The organism is Streptomyces sp. NRRL WC-3618 (assembly GCF_001280005.1).
In the GTDB taxonomy this organism is placed as follows: Bacteria; Actinomycetota; Actinomycetes; order Streptomycetales; family Streptomycetaceae; genus Streptomyces.
Map to the genome: position 1 here is coordinate 1 of NZ_LGDW01000314.1, position 16,230 is coordinate 16,230.

At 70.6% G+C, this 16,230-nt stretch carries 16 protein-coding genes and 2 pseudogenes; 10 read left to right on the top strand and 8 right to left on the bottom strand.

From position 1 onward, the window contains the following. The 5 genes and pseudogenes from ADL01_RS46520 to ADL01_RS23975 all read left to right on the top strand — a co-directional run. Window positions 1-89: pseudogene (locus ADL01_RS46520) on the top strand (2-deoxy-D-gluconate 3-dehydrogenase); the annotation flags it as partial. A gap of 124 nt (window positions 90-213) precedes the next feature. Then, a pseudogene (locus ADL01_RS46525) lies at window positions 214-462 on the top strand (aldo/keto reductase); the annotation flags it as partial. After that, the gene (locus ADL01_RS23965; RefSeq protein WP_053744086.1) at window positions 453-1,187 is read left to right on the top strand and encodes a FadR/GntR family transcriptional regulator; all 735 of its coding nucleotides are present in this window, start codon (window positions 453-455) and stop codon (window positions 1,185-1,187) included. The pseudogene ADL01_RS46525 and the gene ADL01_RS23965, both read left to right, overlap by 10 nt. 69 nt (window positions 1,188-1,256) lie before the next feature. Then, on the top strand, window positions 1,257-1,724 hold the full coding sequence (locus tag ADL01_RS23970; protein WP_053744087.1) for a hypothetical protein: 468 nt from the start codon (window positions 1,257-1,259) through the stop codon (window positions 1,722-1,724). Between the two features lie 41 nt (window positions 1,725-1,765). Beyond that, complete coding sequence (locus ADL01_RS23975; RefSeq protein WP_053744088.1) at window positions 1,766-2,116, top strand: tetratricopeptide repeat protein; 351 nt, start codon at window positions 1,766-1,768, stop codon at window positions 2,114-2,116. Window positions 2,117-2,242: 126 nt separating this feature from the next. Here the strand turns inward: ADL01_RS23975 and ADL01_RS23980 are convergent, their stop codons facing one another. Continuing rightward, the gene (locus tag ADL01_RS23980) at window positions 2,243-3,670 is read right to left on the bottom strand and encodes a PepSY-associated TM helix domain-containing protein (protein ID WP_053744089.1); all 1,428 of its coding nucleotides are present in this window, start codon (window positions 3,668-3,670) and stop codon (window positions 2,243-2,245) included. A 166-nt stretch (window positions 3,671-3,836) separates the two neighbouring features. Here ADL01_RS23980 and ADL01_RS23985 point away from each other — a divergent pair, with 166 nt between their 5' ends. Further along, on the top strand, window positions 3,837-4,478 hold the full coding sequence (locus tag ADL01_RS23985; RefSeq protein WP_053744090.1) for a peptide deformylase: 642 nt from the start codon (window positions 3,837-3,839) through the stop codon (window positions 4,476-4,478). Between the two features lie 62 nt (window positions 4,479-4,540). Here ADL01_RS23985 and ADL01_RS23990 read toward each other — a convergent pair whose 3' ends face one another. After that, complete coding sequence (locus ADL01_RS23990; RefSeq protein WP_053744091.1) at window positions 4,541-5,977, bottom strand: dihydrolipoyl dehydrogenase family protein; 1,437 nt, start codon at window positions 5,975-5,977, stop codon at window positions 4,541-4,543. 127 nt (window positions 5,978-6,104) lie between these two features. On the opposite strand from ADL01_RS23990, the gene trxA reads away from it, so the two are divergent. After that, window positions 6,105-6,473: a thioredoxin gene (gene trxA, locus ADL01_RS23995; protein WP_053744092.1), complete on the top strand. Its 369-nt coding sequence runs from the start codon at window positions 6,105-6,107 to the stop codon at window positions 6,471-6,473. Between the two features lie 109 nt (window positions 6,474-6,582). Here trxA and ADL01_RS24000 read toward each other — a convergent pair whose 3' ends face one another. The 3 genes from ADL01_RS24000 to ADL01_RS24010 all read right to left on the bottom strand — a co-directional run bounded on the left by ADL01_RS24000 (window position 6,583) and on the right by ADL01_RS24010 (window position 10,269). Continuing rightward, window positions 6,583-8,028: a benzaldehyde dehydrogenase gene (locus ADL01_RS24000; RefSeq protein WP_053744093.1), complete on the bottom strand. Its 1,446-nt coding sequence runs from the start codon at window positions 8,026-8,028 to the stop codon at window positions 6,583-6,585. A 222-nt stretch (window positions 8,029-8,250) separates the two neighbouring features. Continuing rightward, entirely contained in the window at window positions 8,251-9,297 is a 1,047-nt protein-coding gene (locus tag ADL01_RS24005; RefSeq protein WP_199834914.1) for a LacI family DNA-binding transcriptional regulator, read from the bottom strand. A 288-nt stretch (window positions 9,298-9,585) separates the two neighbouring features. Further along, window positions 9,586-10,269, bottom strand: a complete 684-nt coding sequence (locus ADL01_RS24010; protein WP_053744095.1) for a TetR/AcrR family transcriptional regulator — start codon at window positions 10,267-10,269, stop codon at window positions 9,586-9,588. A gap of 122 nt (window positions 10,270-10,391) precedes the next feature. Between ADL01_RS24010 and ADL01_RS24015 the strand changes: the two genes are divergently transcribed. Then, window positions 10,392-10,952, top strand: coding sequence for an NAD(P)H-dependent oxidoreductase (locus ADL01_RS24015; protein ID WP_053744096.1), 561 nt, complete (start codon window positions 10,392-10,394; stop codon window positions 10,950-10,952). A gap of 94 nt (window positions 10,953-11,046) precedes the next feature. Here ADL01_RS24015 and ADL01_RS24020 read toward each other — a convergent pair whose 3' ends face one another. The 3 genes from ADL01_RS24020 to ADL01_RS24030 all read right to left on the bottom strand — a co-directional run bounded on the left by ADL01_RS24020 (window position 11,047) and on the right by ADL01_RS24030 (window position 13,874). Then, a complete protein-coding gene (locus ADL01_RS24020; RefSeq protein ID WP_053744097.1) occupies window positions 11,047-11,928 on the bottom strand; it encodes an LLM class F420-dependent oxidoreductase in 882 nt (293 codons plus the stop codon). A gap of 148 nt (window positions 11,929-12,076) precedes the next feature. After that, window positions 12,077-12,418, bottom strand: a complete 342-nt coding sequence (locus ADL01_RS24025) for a thioredoxin family protein (protein WP_053744098.1) — start codon at window positions 12,416-12,418, stop codon at window positions 12,077-12,079. 67 nt (window positions 12,419-12,485) lie between these two features. Further along, window positions 12,486-13,874, bottom strand: a complete 1,389-nt coding sequence (locus ADL01_RS24030) for a glycoside hydrolase family 43 protein (protein ID WP_053744099.1) — start codon at window positions 13,872-13,874, stop codon at window positions 12,486-12,488. Window positions 13,875-14,289: 415 nt separating this feature from the next. Here ADL01_RS24030 and ADL01_RS24035 point away from each other — a divergent pair, with 415 nt between their 5' ends. Together ADL01_RS24035 and ADL01_RS24040 are read left to right on the top strand one after the other, a co-directional pair. Further along, window positions 14,290-14,514 carry a hypothetical protein gene (locus ADL01_RS24035; protein WP_063783575.1) on the top strand — a complete coding sequence of 75 codons (225 nt, stop codon included), beginning with the start codon at window positions 14,290-14,292 and terminating at the stop codon, window positions 14,512-14,514. 156 nt (window positions 14,515-14,670) lie between these two features. Continuing rightward, a complete protein-coding gene (locus ADL01_RS24040; RefSeq protein WP_053744101.1) occupies window positions 14,671-16,173 on the top strand; it encodes a flotillin family protein in 1,503 nt (500 codons plus the stop codon). The last annotated feature ends 57 nt before the right edge of the window (window positions 16,174-16,230 follow it).

Sequence of the window (16,230 nt, forward strand, 5' to 3'; positions counted from 1 at the left end):
CCGGCGCCACCGTCTTCCTCGCCTCCAACGCCGCCACCTACATCCACGGCACCACCCTCCCCATCGACGGCGGATGGCTCGGCAGATAACCCACACCGACCCGGCTTCCGTGCTGGGCGGCACCGAGCATCGTGCCGGTGCTGACCATGCCGGACACCACCACCGCTAGCCCGCTCGCCGAGGCGCTCGCTGCGGGCGCCCAGTGGCACCGAGGCCATCGCCGACATCTGCGAGCACCACGGCACCACCCTCCCCGCCGCCGCCATGGCTCCCCCGACCACCCACCCCAGTATCATCAATGTCACCCTCGGTATGCGGAGCCCCGAGCAGGTGGCACGTAACGCGGAACTACGCCGTCGGCGCATCCCCCAAGGCCTCTGGGACGATCTTCGTACCCAGGGACTGATCAGGTCGGATATGCCCACGGAGAGCAGTTATGGAAGGAGTTCGCGTTGTCACTGACAGACAGGGCCATCGAGCAGATCCGTGAGCTGATCCGCACCGGCGCGCTGCCCCCGGGATCGAAGCTCCCGCCGGAACCGGACCTGGCCGCGCAGCTCGGTCTGTCGCGCAATCTCGCCCGCGAGGCGGTCAAGGCCCTGGCCGTCGCCCGGATCCTGGAGGTCCGCCGAGGCGACGGCACCTATGTGACCAGTCTGGAGCCGAGGCTGCTCTTCGAGGGCCTCGGCGGGGCGGTGGAACTGCTCCAGGGGGACTCGGCCGCGCTGCAGGACCTCATGGAGGTACGTCGGCTCCTCGAACCGATGGCCACCGCGCTGGCCGCCACCCGTATTTCCGACGAACAGCTCGCCGAGGTCAAGAAGCACCTGGACGCCATGCGCGAGGCGAGCGACGACGTCGAACGGCTCAACATCCATGACGCGGCCTTCCACCGCGCCGTCGTGTCGGCGACGGGCAACGACACGCTGCTCACGCTCCTGGAGGCGATCTCCGGCCGTACGCTGCGCGCCCGTATCTGGCGTGGCCTGGTCGACGCCCAGGCCGCAGGCCGCACCCTCGCCGAGCACGAGGCGATCTATCGGGCACTGAGTACTCGGGACGCCTCCCTCAGCCAGGCCGCCGCGCTGCTGCACGTGAGCAGCACCGAGCAAGGACTCAGGGACCACCTGGCGTCGGCCGGCGGCGTCCCCTACCCCATACCGACGACGGACGCCATCAGGACCTGACCGCTACCGCCGAAGAGGGCACCAGGGGTACTGGCCCATGGTCGCTTCCGGCGTCACGCGGGAGCAGACATGAGCACACCCACCGCACCCACACTCAACCCCCGGGTCATAGCCCTCGCCCACTACGCCGGGCGGGCCGTGCTCGAAAACGTGCTCGCCCGACAGGGAGTCACCTTCCAGCAGTCGGTCGCCCTCAGGCTCGTCGCCGTCGCGGACGGACCCGTCGAGCGCGAGTGGCTCGTCGGCGAGGTCGTCGACGCGCTGAAGATCGGCGAGGCCGACGTGCGCACGGTGGTCGACGAACTGATCGAGGCCCGGCTACTGACGGCCGAATCCGCCCTTCTCGCCATCACGGACGCGGGACGCGAGCTGTACCGCACCACGACCGCCGAAACCGCGCCGCTCACCGCGCGGATCTACGCCGGTATCCCCGCCGATGATCTGGCCGTCGCCGGCCGGGTGCTGTCGCTGATCAACGAACGGGCGAACGCGGAGCTGGCCACGTCGGCAGGACCCGGCCGGACCCGGGCGGAATGAATAACCGCCTGATCCGGTTAGCGTCTCCGAAGGAGGCACAAGTGGAGAGCACGACGAACGCGTACTACCACCACGGAACGGCCGCGGAGCGCTGGGAGAGGGCCGGACTGTTCTTCGACGCCAAGGACTACGCCGGCGCGGCGCGCGTTCTGGGCGGGCTGGTCGAGGAGGTCCCGGAGCAGACCGCACCCCGGCTGCTGCTGGCCCGCGCCTACTACCACTCGGCCCAACTACGGCGTGCCGAGGCCGAGTTGCGTGTCCTCGTCGAGCGCGACCCGGTGGAGCAGTACGCCCGGCTGCTGCTCGGACGCACCCTCCAGCGGCAGGGCCGGCACGAAGAGGCCGCGCCGCACATGAAGCTCGCCTCCGCCCTCGCGGGCGACTTCGAGTAGATCTCCGTACGTTTGGATCTCCGTACGTTCGAGTAGATCTCCGTACGACGGACAGGCAGACGGAGTGTCCGACGGCCCGGCTCCCCACGCAACGGGAGCCGGGCCGTCGGACTTTCCCCCCGCCGCTTACCGCTTCGCGCCCGCCCGCTCTGCGTACGTGCGGTTGCCCCGGCGGTGGTCGATCTCGCCCAGGATCACGTCGACGGCGATGAAAGCCGCCAGCGGAATGCCGAGCAGCGGAACGAAGTAGCCCACGACGGCCACGGCCGCCATCAGCGCCACGAGGAGCAGCGGGGGTACCTGCTGCCAGGCGCCGCGCGGAATCGGGCGGCCGAAGGCGGAGGCCCGGCCGCGCTGCCACCACATGCGGTAGCCCCAGACGATGAGCAGCACCAGGGAGAGCGCGAGGGCCATCAGCGCGAGCTGGTTGACGAACCCGAACAGGAGTCCGGTGTGGGCGTCGATGCCCCAGCGGGTCAGTTTCGCGAGCACCGGGAAGTCCGCGAACCGCAGGACATCGAGGACCTTGCCGGTCGAGGGGTCCACCGCGACCGCGTCCTGCTTCTCGGGCCAGCTGCGCTGGATCTGTTTCACCACGTACGCGGAGGACGCGTCGGCGGGCGGGACGATCTCGACGGGGTCACCCAGACCCTCGGCGCGGGCCGCGGCCAGCACCTTGTCGAGGCCGACACCGTGCTCGGTGGTGCTCCCGGCGCCGGCCGCCGCGCCATGGCCGGTGTGTTCGCCGCCCGCAGCGGCCGAGACCGCCGGGGTGGACTGGCCGAGGGACGTGCGCAGGACGTCGATGTTGGCGCCCGCGTACGTCGACCAGGTCAGACCGGTGGCGGAGAGGAAGATGAAGCCTGCCGCCGCCCAGACACCGACGGTGCCGTGCAGACCGAGGGTGCGACGGCGTCCGCTGGTGCCGCGTATCCTGCGCTGCGTACGGCGGCGGGCGAACCACAGCACCAGGCCGCCGCCCGCGATCACCCACAGCCAGCTCGCGGCGAGTTCGCTGTAGAGGCGGCCGTTCTCGCCGAGGTGGAGATTGCGGTGGAACTCGCTGATCCAGGTGCGGAGCGGCAGCGCGCCCGACGACCCGTACTGCTCGAGCGCGCCCTCCACCTTCGCGGTGTACGGGTCGACGAACACGGCGAGCGTATGTCCCTCACCGACACCGGGGACGCCGGACAGCATGACCCTCGTCGTGGCGTCGTCCTCGGGCGAGGGGCGCACGCCCGCGACGGTGCCCTGGGGATGGGCCTTGCGGGCGGCGGCCACCTGCTCGGAGATCGGCAGCTTGGTGTCTCCCACGGAGACGGTGAGCTCGTCGGCGTAGATGATCTTCTCGGCCTGGAAGGAGCCCGCGTACAGGAAGCCGGTCAGCGCGGCGACCAGCAGGAACGGGGCGACGAGGACGCCCGCGTAGAAGTGCAGGCGCAGGACGAGTGGGCGGAGCGTGGCGGCTGCGGACGGTCTCGCCGGGGCGGAGGGTTTCGACGCCTCCGGTGAGTCCGGGGATTCGTCCGTCGTGATCGTGGGCGCGGTGGACATCGGCGGGCGTCTCCGGAGGGCTGAGGTCGGGTGAGGCTGTGGTCGGGCAAGGCTGCGGGGGCGGTTCAGTAGTCGGATCGCGTGGCCGCCGAGTTCCCCGCCTCCGAAGTGGCGTACGTCACACAAAGGGGCGATGGTTGTCAGTCGTGCGTGGCATCCTGGCGCCATGGCAACTCCCCATGACCCGAGCGCCCTTGCCGACCGGGTCGAGCGACTGCTCGCCGTCGGCGGCCCGTTGCCGATCGTCGCCGCGGGCGATCCGGTGCTGCGCCGTGTCTCCGTGCCCTTCGACGGGCAGCTCGGCGCGGAGCTGCTGGCCCGCTTCGTCGAGGCGCTGCGCGAGACGATGCGCGCCGCCCCGGGCGTCGGTCTGGCGGCCCCTCAGGTCGGGGTAGGACTGCGGATCGCGGTCATCGAGGACCCGGCGCCGGTGCCGGAGGAGGTACGGGTGGTGCGCGGGCGAGTGCCCCTGCCGTTCCGGGTGCTGGTGAATCCCTCGTACGCCCCGGTCGGCGTCGAGCGGGCCGCGTTCTTCGAGGGCTGTCTGAGCGTGCCGGGCTGGCAGGCGGTGGTGTCCCGGCCCGCGGCGGTGCGGCTCACGGGCCAGGACGAGTACGGGCGTGCGGTGGACGAGGTGTTCACGGGGTGGCCCGCCCGGATCGTCCAGCACGAGACCGACCATCTGGACGGCACCCTCTATCTCGACCGCGCCGAGCTGCGCTCGCTGTCCTCCGGCGCGGCCATGGCGGAGCGGTGGGCCCAGCCGACGCCCGCGCGGGCGGCCGAGGAGCTGGGTTTCCCCCTCTGACCACCCGGCTCCTCTGACCGCCCTGCTTCTCCGGTCGCCCGGCTTCTCCGCCCGCCGGGTTCCTACTTGCCGTCCCGGAACGCCTCCAGCAGCCGCAGCCAGATCTCGCTGATCGTCGGGTAGGACGGCACTGCGTGCCACAACCGGCCCAGCGGCACCTCTCCGGCGACGGCGACGGTCGCCGAGTGGATCAGCTCGCCCACACCGGGGCCCACGAAGGTCACGCCGAGCAGGGTCTCGCGGTCCAGGTCGACGACCATACGGGCGCGCCCCCGGTAGCCGTCGGCGTACAGACCGGCGCCCGCCACCGAGGCGAACTCCACGTCGACCGCGCGCACCCGGCGGCCCGCCTGCTCCGCCTCGGCGAGGGAGAGGCCGACGGACGCCGCCTCCGGGTCGGTGAAGACGACCTGCGGGACAGCGCCGTGGTCGGCGGTGGCCGCGTGGGCACCCCAGGGGTCGGTCTCCAGGAGCGGCACGCCGGCCGCGCGGGCGGCGATGGCGGCGCCCGCGATCCGGGCCTGGTACTTGCCCTGGTGGGTGAGCAGCGCGCGGTGGTTGACGTCGCCGACCGCGTACAGCCACTCGCTGCCGGTGACCCGGAGGCTGTCGTCGACCGACAGCCAGGAGCCCGGTTCCAGGCCGACGGTGTCGAGGCCGATGTCGTCGGTGCGCGGGGCGCGTCCGGTGGCGAAGAGGATCTCGTCGGCCTCGATCCGCTCGCCGCTGCCGGTGACCGCCACGACGGTGCCGTTCTCCCTGGTCACCGACTTGACCGAGGTACCGGTACGGACATCGGTGCCCGCCTCCGCCAGCGCGTCGGCGACCAGTTCGCCCGCGAAGGGCTCCATGCGGGGCAGCAGGCCCTTGCCGCGCACCAGCAGGGTGACCTGGGAACCGAGTGCCTGCCAGGCCGTGGCCATCTCGACGGCGACGACACCGCCGCCGACCACGATCAGGCGGCCGGGCACCGACTTGGCGCTGGTCGCCTCCCGGCTCGTCCAGGGGCCGACCTCGGCGAGCCCCGGCAGGTCGGGCAGCTGGGCGCTGGTGCCCGTGCACACGGCGACCGCGTGCCGGGCGGTCAGCACCCGGGTGGAGCCGTCCTCGCCCGTCACTGTCACCGTGCGGGGCCCGGACAGGCGTCCCTGGCCCCGGTAGAGGTCGGCGCCGATGCTCTCCAGCCAGCTGATCTGGCCGTCGTCCTGCCAGTTGGATGTCTCGTAGTCGCGGTGGGCGAGGACCGCCTCGGCGTCCAGCGGGCCCTGGACGAGGTGGCGCAGTCCTGGTACCCGGCGGGCGTCGGCGCGGGCGATGACCGGGCGCAGCAGGGCCTTGCTGGGCATGCAGGCCCAGTAGGAACACTCACCGCCGACCAGTTCGCTCTCCACGACCGCGGTGGAGAGGCCGGCCGAGCGGGTGCGGTCGGCCACGTTCTCCCCCACGGGTCCGGCACCGAGTACCACGACGTCGTACACGTTGGTTTCCGTTTCCGTCATGGGGTCAGTCTGGTAGCTGGTGTGGGCCCGTGGCGACACGGGTACGTGCGCGGAATAGGCGGTGGCCGGGCCATGTTGTTGCGGGCACCACCGGTAACGGGCCGACAGCAGGAAGAGGAATCAGGTCATGAGCAGCACCGTGGAGCTCACCAAGGAGAACTTCGACCAGACGGTCACGGACAACGAGTTCGTGCTGATCGACTTCTGGGCGTCCTGGTGCGGGCCGTGCCGTCAGTTCGCCCCGGTGTACGAGAAGGCCGCCGAGGACAACCCGGATCTGGTGTTCGGCAAGATCGACACGGAGGCGCAACCGGAGCTGGCACAGGCCTTCGGTATCCAGTCGATCCCGACGCTGATGATCGTCCGGGATCAGGTCGCCGTGTTCTCGCAGCCGGGCGCCCTGCCCGAGACCGCCCTGACGGACGTCATCGGGCAGGCCCGCAAGCTGGACATGGACGAGGTCCGCAAGTCGGTCGCCGCCCAGCAGGCCGAGTAAACCGACTGGGCTCGCGCCCCTGAGGGAGGGGCGCAGCCCTCCCTCAGGGGCGCGGGGAACTGCGCGACCAGCCACAACGCACCCGCAGCCGACCACGCACCAGTTCGCCCTAGAAGGGGTACGGCGCCACATCCCCGCGCACAGTGGTCCACCGCACGTCCGTGAACGCCTCCAGGTTCGACTCCCCACCGAACCGCGCACCGGTGCCGGACGCGGCAACCCCGCCGAAGGGAGCGACGGCCTCGTCATTGACCGTCTGGTCGTTGATGTGGACGATCCCCGTCGGTATGCGCTCCGCGAGGTCGAGGCCGCGCGCGGTGTCACGGGTGACAATGCCGAGGGAGAGCCCGTAGGGGCCGGCCGAGGCGAGGGCGGCGGCCTCGTCGATCGTGGTGAAGGGGCGTACGGGCGCGACCGGGCCGAAGACCTCCTCCGCGTAGGCGGGGGTCCGGTCGTCGACGTCGGCGAGGACCGTCGGCCGGTAGAAGAGGTCCTCGTGCGTGCCGCCCGCCGCGAGCCTGGCGCCGCTCGCCGTGCTGGACTCCACCAAGCCGTGGATCTTGGCGAGTTGGGAGCCGTCGATGATCGGGCCGAGGTGGACCTGCGCGCGGTGCGGGTCGCCGACGGCGAGGGAGTCGGCCTTGGCGGCGAGCCGCTCGACGTACTCCCCGTACAGCGACTCGTGGACGAGGTGGCGGCCGGTCGTCATGCAGATCTGGCCCTGGTGGAAGAACGAGCCCCAGGCGGCGGTGGAGATCACCGCGTCGAGGTCGGCGTCCGCCAGGACGATCATGGCGGAGTTGCCGCCGAGTTCGAGGTGGGCGCGCTTGAGGTGGCGGCCGGCCGCCTCGCCGACGGCACGGCCCGCCGCCGTGGAGCCAGTGAAGGAGATGACGGGCACCAGCGGGTCGGCGACCAGCGCCTGGCCCGCGTCGGGGCCGCCCGGCAGGATGTGCAGCAGGTCCTCGGGCAGACCGGCCTCGGCGAAGACCGCGGCCAGGGAGAGCCCGCCGCAGACCGCGGTGCGCGGGTCCGGCTTCAGGACGACCGCGTTGCCGAGCGCGAGGGCCGGCGCGACGGAGCGGATGGAGAGGATGAGCGGGGCGTTGAACGGCGAGATGACGCCGACCACCCCGACGGGCACCCGGCGGGTGTAGGACAGCCGGGGCGCCTCGGAGGGCAGTACCTGCCCGGCCGGGCGGGAGGCGAGGGCGGCGGCCTCGTAGCACTCCTGGGCGGCGACGTGCAGTTCGAACTCGGCCTTGCCGGGTATGGAACCGGACTCGCGGACGATCCAGTCGCGCAACTCCTCGGCGTGCGCGGCGAACAGGTCCCCCGCCTTGCGGAGCACTCCGGCACGGACGAAGTGCGGGGTGCGGGCCCATGACTGCTGGGCGGTGCGGGCGGCCTGCGCGGCCGGTCCGACGTCCTCGCCGGTGGCGAGCACGACCGTGCCGAGCGCCTCGCCGGTGGCGGGCTCGACGACGGTGTACTCGGGGCCCGACAGGGGGCGGACGGCGTGGGACTGCCAGGTCTTGGGGTCGAGCAACGGCATTGTGGCTCTCCGATCAGTCACCGGCGGGACGCGCGGAGCAGCCGCGAGTCCCGTGTGGTTCGCGGCCGTTCGTCAGCCGCGGGGCGGGATGCGGTGATCCGGCGCGCGGCAGAGCAGCACGCGGCGTCCGGTGGTCGACGGCATCCCTACTGGTTGAGCGTGCAACATCCTAGTCACGCCGTACGGGAACCGCGCCGCCCAAGTCGCCACACGCACGGCGGTTCAGCTGGAGTCACGATGGACGAGCGTCGCTCCGTGGACGTGGTGGGTCTCGGCATCGGTACCGGGGTTGCGCACCGCGCGGTCGACGAGTTCGGCGAGATCCCGTCCGGCCGGGAGTTCGATGTGCACGGTGCTCAGGCTGGGCCGCAGCAACCGGCCGAGGAGCAGGTCGTCGGCGCCGACCACCGCGGTGTCCTCGGGGACGCTGACGCCGGCGTCCTGCAAGGCCCGCATCAGCAGCATCGCGTACTCGTCGTTGAACGCGAAGACGCTGTCCAGGCCGAGTTCGGGCCAGCGCTCGGCGAGGCGGGCGGCGGATTCCTCCTCGTACGCGAGCGGCAGCACGGTCACCGAGGCGTCCGTACCCTCCACCGCGTCGCGCACCCCTGCGAGGCGTGGCTGGGAGAAGACGTCCAGACCCTGCTCCTCGGGCACGACGACGCCGATCCGGCGGCGGCCACGGGCGTACAGATGTGCGCCCGCGGCCCGGCCGACGCCCATGTGATCGACGATCAGGCTGTGCGCTCCCTCGATGCGCTCGGCACCGAGGGTGACGACGGCCCGGGCGCCGGAGCGCTTGAGGACGGCCACACCCTCCGGTCCGATCCCGTCGACGGGCACGATGACGGCGGCCGGGCGCAGTTCGGCCCAGGCCCGGGCGGCCTCGTCAACGCGCAGCCCGACGGAGGCGTACTGGACGACGGTGTAGTCCAGGCGGCTGAGCGCCCATTGGAGTTCGTTGATGAACTGGCTGTAGAGCGGGCCTATCGGCACGCTCGGCGCGGGCATCAGGACCAGGCGGCTGTGTCCAGCCCGCAGACTGCGGGCCGCCGCGTGCGGAACGTACCCGAGTTCCTTCGCCGCCTCGTGGACGCGACGGCGGGTGGGTTCGCTGATCCGCACGGCACTGGTGTTGTTGAGGACGTAGGAGACGGTTGCGCGTGAGACGCCGGCCAGGCGTGCCACATCCGCGCTCGTGGGCACGGAGCGTGGCTGGGGTACCGCAGGGACGGCCGAATTCGGTATCTGCACCATGACGTATGGCATCTTTGCAGAAGCTCGGGGCATGGTTTGGACCGGGGGAACTTCGCAATCGACCGGATAGCAAAGAAGGTTGACGTAAGCGCTTCAGGAAAGCGCTTTACTGAAACGCTTCATAAAGATCATTTCGGGTTGCTCCCGACCCGCTGGGCAACAGATTCCCGGCCGCCGGGCATACCGGCGCGCGCCGAACGCGCTTTCCGGACAGCCGACGCCAAGTCCCGGACAGGTTGGCGGGGTTGACCATCTTCGAACATCACCGCACGTCCGGCGCGATTGGCCGAAAATCGCGTCTCAAAGCGAGGTCGGACCGCCCGTGATCCGGTCGACCAGGTCGATCCAGCCCGCCTCCAGCCGTGCCGACGGCATCCCGCACTGCTTGGTCAGGTGGTGGATGAGCGACGGGTCCAGATATCCCATCAGTGTTTTCGCGAGGAGTTCGCAGTCGGCGTCCGGAATCGCCTGTCGCAGCAGCATGGCGACGTGACCGGACCGGACCAGGTGGGGTGCGGACGCGAAGCGGCGGCCCGCTCCACCCTCGGCGGCCAACTGCAGTTCCAGGTCATCGAAGGCCCGGCGCAGCACCGCCACCCCGAACGCGCGCAGCCGCTCCACGGGCGGCGCCCCGGGTCCCAGCGGCGGCGGACCGGTCAGGAAGCCGGCCTGGAGCCTCTTCTCCGAGTGGTCGAGCAGGGCCGTCAACAGTCCGGTGCGGTCACCGAAACGCCGGAACACGGTCCCCTTGCCCACGTGCGCCTCGACAGCCACCGCCTCCATGGTCACGCCGGCCGGGCCGTGCTGCGCCACCAGCCGGGCGGCGGCCTCCAGCAGGCGGGCCCGGTTGCGCGCGGCATCGGCGCGCAGACACGGCTCGTCGGCCTGCGCGTGGGCGCCGACACCGGTGGCCAGTTCCAGGAACTGGGGCACCTCGGGCCACAGCGGGGGCTTCGGGAGGGGCGGCAGGATGTCGTCGGACATGTAAGCAGCGTAACGCCCCGGGAAGAAAACTGGACCCCGGTCCGTTTCGCTGGTACAACTCTAAACGGACCCCGGTCCGGATCGTTACGGCAATATTTCAGCCCCTCCCTGTGGAGTTCCTTATGTCTGTTCGCATTCTTGCCCTCGTCGGCAGCCTGCGTGCCGGTTCGCACAACCGTCAGCTCGCCGAGGCAGCCGTGAAGCACGCCCCGGAGGGCTCCGAGGTACTGCTGTTCGAAGGCCTGTCCGACGTCCCGTTCTACAACGAGGACATCGACGTGGAAGGCAGCCTCCCGGCCGCCGCCGTCGCACTGCGCGAGGCCGCCGGCTCGGCCGACGCCCTGCTGCTCTTCGTCCCCGAGTACAACGGCACGATTCCGGCCGTACTGAAGAACGCCATCGACTGGCTGTCCCGCCCCTACGGCGCCGGCGCCCTCACCGACAAGCCGGTCGCGGTGGTCGGTACCGCCTACGGCCAGTTCGGCGGCCTCTGGGCGCAGGACGAGGCCCGCAAGTCCGCGGGCATCGCCGGTGCCAAGGTGCTGGAAGGCGTCAAGCTCTCCATCCCCGGCTCCGTGGTCCGCTTCGCCGAGACGCACCCCGCCGACGACGCCGAGGTCGCCGCGCAGCTGGTGGAGGTCATCGGCCAGATCCAGGGCGAGGCCGCGCCGGCCGCCGCCTGATCTACGTACGCATGACGTACGTATGACAAGCGGGCCGAAGCCGCACTCACGGGCTCCGGCTCTCTTGTCATGCCCTCCCGGCTCGCCCCCGGCCTCAGCCCAACTCGGCCGCGCGCAGCACCGCCGGGGCCACGAAGTCCTCGATCCAGGCGGCCGGCGCCTCCGTGCTCGGCCCCAGCATCACGGTCTCGATGCCGAACTTCGCGTAGCCCTCGATGTCCCGGACGAACCCGTCGACGTCGTTCTCGGCCAGCGGGCCGCCCATGTAGAGCAGCGTCCTGGCGATGTCGTCGTACGGGCGTCCCACGCTGTCGCAGTGGCCACGCAGGACGTCGAGCTTGTGCCCGACCTCCTCCGGGGTGCTGGCGAACAGGTTGCAGGCGTCCGCGTACTGGGCGACCAGCCGCAGGGTCTTCCGCTCCCCACCGCCGCCGATCATGATCTCCGGGCGCGGTGAACTGACGGGCGCCGGGACGCAGAGGGTCTCGGCGAGCCGGTAGTGGGTGCCCTCGAAGGGCCCGTTGTCGTCCGGGTCCCACATCTGGAGACAGATCCGCAGCGTCTCCTCCAGCCGCTCGAACCGCTCGGCCGTCGCGGGGTACGGCACCCCGAGACCCTCGTGCTCACGGTCGTACCAGGCCGCCCCGATACCGAGGGTGGCCCGGCCGCCGGACAGGACGTCCAGCGTGGTGGCGATCTTGGCGAGCAGACCGGGGAAGCGGTACGTGACGCCGGTCACAAGCACCCCGAGGCGAACGGTCGAGGTGTGGGCGGCGAGGAAGCCGAGGGTCGTGTAGGCCTCCAGCATGGGGTCCTCGGCGCCGCCGTTGAACTCCATCTGGAAGTAGTGGTCCATGACCGTGAGCCGGTGGACGCCCGCCGCTTCGGCCGCGCCACCGACCGCCGCCAGCTCGGGGCCGAGCGCGGCGACCCCTCCGGAGTGGTTGAACCGATTGATGTGCACGCCGAGTCGCATGTCCGTCTCCGATCGCCTTCGTCCAGCGGTGTTCCAGCAGCGACGCTAGATCCTGGAGCGCACACGAAGTCAAGCCTGAAGGGGCGGCGAAGCCGGGGCCCGCCTGTAGCGGCGGGTCCCGGCTCACGTGTCGCGGATGCGGTGGCGCTCAGAGGCAGTCGTCCACGAGCTCCCGCAGCTGGGCGGTGGTCATGGGCCCCGTGCTCGTCGCCACCGGCTCTCCCGTGCCGTTCAGCAGGACGCAGGACGGGGCTCCCGTGATCCCGTATCGCGTGGTTGCGGCCGGACAGCGCGTGATGTCGGTGCGGACGACCGTCAGGCGGCCCGTGTAGTCGTCGGCGATGCCGCCCACGACGAGGTCCATCTCCCGGCAGGGCTCGATCGCCTTGGGCCATGTCCCGGTGAAGTACGCGAGGACCGGAACTTTGCTCATCCCGAGGATGAAATCGAACTCCGCGTCCTCACGGGGTTGGTGAACCCGCTTCGCCATGGAAGCTCCTGCCCTTGCGTTCCGTCATTCCGCCCCCATCATCCCCCGCCTGGTGCGGCTGGAGCGGCTACGCCCAGGCCGTCACCGGGACGAAGGAGCTGTCCTGGCGGAAGGTGTCCGTGCCGTCCGTCACCTCCACGCGCAACTGGTAGTTGTAGTGGCGCAGGAAGTAACCCGGGTAGTTGTACGACTCGAAGCGCACCGACCCCGATGCCGTGCCCGTCCTGGCGATGAACGTGGCGTCCTTCGCGAAGATCGACGTGCCGTCGTTGGCGTCGAAACGGGCACGGTAGTCCCAGTGGCGGAGGTAGTTGCCGGAGCTGTCGCGGAACGAGTAGCCGCCCGCGTCGGCCAGTCCCGCGACGACCGTGAAGGTGGACGCCTGCTTGAGCGCGGTGGTGCTGGAGCCGCTCACCACGGGGAGGTTGAGCAGCGCGGACTGCTCCTGCCAGTACCGCGTCGGGTAGTTGACCGACTGGAAGGAGCGCGTTATGCCCTTCGACAGGCTCGGGCCGCCGCTGACCGTCTCCTTGACCACCGAGAAGTGCCGGGCCGTTCCGGAGATCGAGGGCAGCGCCTTCGGGGCGGTCCAGGTGGCGAAGGTGTCGTAGCTGTCGCTGTAGTAGTACTTCCGGTCGCCGTAGCCGTCGAAGAAGATCCGCCAGGCGCCGTTGTCGAGCTGGATCACGGCCGGGCCTTCGCGGTAGCTGCCCCAGCCGGCCCAGTCGCCGGTCTTCCTGATCGTGTAGGGGCCGGCGAGGCTGGTGGCGGTGGCGTACTCGATGTACTTCGTCGTCTCGTTCTTCGGGAAGGCGTGGTAAGTGGAACCGATCTTCACGATGTACGTGTCGATGTGGTTAGGCCCGATACCTGACAGCGCAACCGGTGAAGTCCACGCCGTGAGCGCGGTGTTGGTGGCCTTCAGCAGATACGGGGTGAAGATCCACTCGTCGCTGGTGACCGAGCAGGACACGATGATGTTCACGCTGCCGTCGCTGTCGACGAACCACTCGGGTGCCCAGGCACGGGACAGACCGGCGATCGGGACCGTGTAGTCGTACAGGAAGGTCCAGTTGACCTGGTCCGAGCTGCGGGCGAAGCCGATGGTGGTGCTGACGTCCTGCCAGGCGTGCGTGGTGTAGGTGACGTAGTAGAAGCCGTCGGTGTGCTTGAAGACGCTCGCGTCGCGGATGCGGTTGCTGGGCGGGGTGTAGGCCGAGGCCTTCACCAGCCGGAAGTCGGTGGCGTCGTCGGACTGGTAGACGTTCACCGTGCCGTCGTTGCTGTCGAGGAACGGGACGATGGTGTAGCGCGTCGCGGAGCCACTGGGCGGGGCCGCCGCGGCGGCCGTGCCGAGCAGTCCTGGCAGTTCGCCCAGGACGAGCGCCGAGGCGGGGAGGACGGCCAGCGCGCGCAGCAGGCTGCGACGGGAGGGCGTGGGGCGGGGACTGGTCATGTGCGGCTCCTTGGTGATCCAACCGACGGCTCTCCGCGTTCGACATTGCGAACGCAGTTCGGTAAATCGGTCAGACCGTAAGCCCGAGTCGTACACGCGTCAATAGCTCGGACATGTGCCGGACCTGCGGACTTCTGCCTGGACACAGCGCCGTCGGCGTGCGGCGGCGAGGCTGTGGAATCGCTTTGGGGAACGCACCGGCGCGGTGCGACGCGTCCCCGGTCGCGGACCCGTCCGATCGGCATCGACCCGCAGCACGGGCGCGTCCCTCGCAGCCGACACAGGGGCCGGAGCGTCCAACTCGCCGAGAGGCCAGCCTTGTTGGGAGATACGACGTACTCCTCGCGCCGACGACTGCCGCTCCCCCGCGACTGCCGACCCGGCAGCGCCACAAGGGCGCCCGGGCCCGTACGCTGTGACCATGGACGACGCGCCGATGGTCGGCTTGATGGGGCGGGTGACGGGCACGATCGGGCCGGGGCTGGTCGGCGAGGTGATCGTCCGGGTGCGCGGTGGCGCCGAACACTTCCTGGCGTATCCGGCTGTGGCACAGGAACGTATCGAGCGCGGGACGGTGGTCATGGTCGTCGAGTACCTGCCGCCGCGCACGGTGTACGTCACTCCCGCGTACGACAGCTGACGTCCGCCAACGTGCCGCCGTGCGGCCCGTACGTCTGCGGATGATCACGTATGCGTCAAGGTTGCAACAAGGATTCGTCTGCCGCTGTACCCCGGGCTCCGGCAGGAGCACCCTTGCGTCGTTCGGTGCCGAAAGGGCACCAGGCAAAGGGGGCGTATGCCGATGTTCGTCGGCGTCGTTGCGGGGGTCGCGGTAGTTGCCGTCCTCGCACTCATCGGTGTTTTCAAGATGATGTGGCGGGTCGCTGAACCCAACGAGGCACTCATCATCTCCGGTTCGAAGCACAGGACCGAAGGCCTTGAAGCAGGCATGGGGTTCCGTATCGTCACCGGTCGGGGCACGCTCGTGCTGCCCGGCGTGCAGGCGGTGCGGAAGATCTCGCTCGACCTGAACGAGACCGAGCTGCACGTGGACTGCGTGACCACCCAGGGCATTCCGCTCAAGGTGCGGGGCGTCGTGATCTTCAAGGTGGGCGACGACTTCGTGTCGATCGCCAACGCGGGTCGCCGGTTCCTCGACCAGCAGAAGATGATGGCGGAGCGTGTGCACAACGTGTTCGCCGGTCATCTGCGGTCCATCGTCGGCGGGTTGACCGTCGAGGAGATGATCCGCGACCGCGAGAAGCTCACCGGGCAGACCCGGGCCGCGTGCGGCACGGAGATGGAGAAGCTCGGCCTGATCGTCGACTCCCTCCAGATCCACGAGATCGAGGACCCGACCGGGTACATCAAGAACCTCGCCATGCCGCACGCCGCCGCCGTACAGCGGGACGCGCGGATCGCCCAGGCGGAGGCGAATCGTCTCGCCACGGAGGCCGAGCAGAAGGCCGCGGCGCGGATGTCGGAGGCCACCCGGGACAGCGAGATCCTCCAGGCCGGCTACCAGGCCGAGCGCGACAAGGCGGCGGCGAAGGCCCGCCAGGCCGGGCCGCTCGCCGACGCGGCGGCCCGGCAGGACGTCGTCGTCCAGGAGACCCGCATCGCCGAACTCGACGCCCTGCGCCGGGAACAGCAGCTCCAGGCGGACGTCCGCAAGCCGGCCGACGCGCAGGCCTACGAGACGCGGGCGCGGGCCGAGGCCGAGCGTGACGCGCGTATCTCGGCGGCGCAGGCCAAGGCCAAGGAGACAGAGCTCGCGGCGACGGCCGAGGCGAACCGCATCACGACGGCCGCGACCGCCGAGGCCGAGGCGACCAAGGCACGTGGTGCTGCCGCCGCCATGGCGACCCGGGCGACCGGTGAGGCCGAGGCCGCCGCGTCGCAGGCCAAGGGGCTCGCCGTCGCCGAGGCGACGCGGGCGAAGGGGCTCGCGGAGGCGGAGACCATCAAGGCGCGGGCCGCCGCGCTCGCGGAGAACCAGGAGGCGGTGGTCGCCCAGCAACTCGCCGAGAACTGGCCGGAGATCGTCAAGGCCGGTGCGTCCGCGTTCGGCAGCGTCGACAACATGGTGGTGCTCAACGGCGCGGACGGTATGGCGGAGATGCTCGCCAAGGCGCTCACCATGGGCGGTACGGGACTGGGCCTGGCGCGGCAGCTGCTCGCGTCCATGAACCAGACCGGACAGACGCCGAACGGGCCGACAGCGAACGGGACTTCCTCGCTGAACGGGATCGCGGCGCCCGGCGTGCAGAAGGTGACGGTGGAGGTGGACGAGGGGTGATGCGGTGAGGGCGGTGCGCTGAAGTGTGGGGCGCCGCGGTGAGAGGCAGCGCGCAGG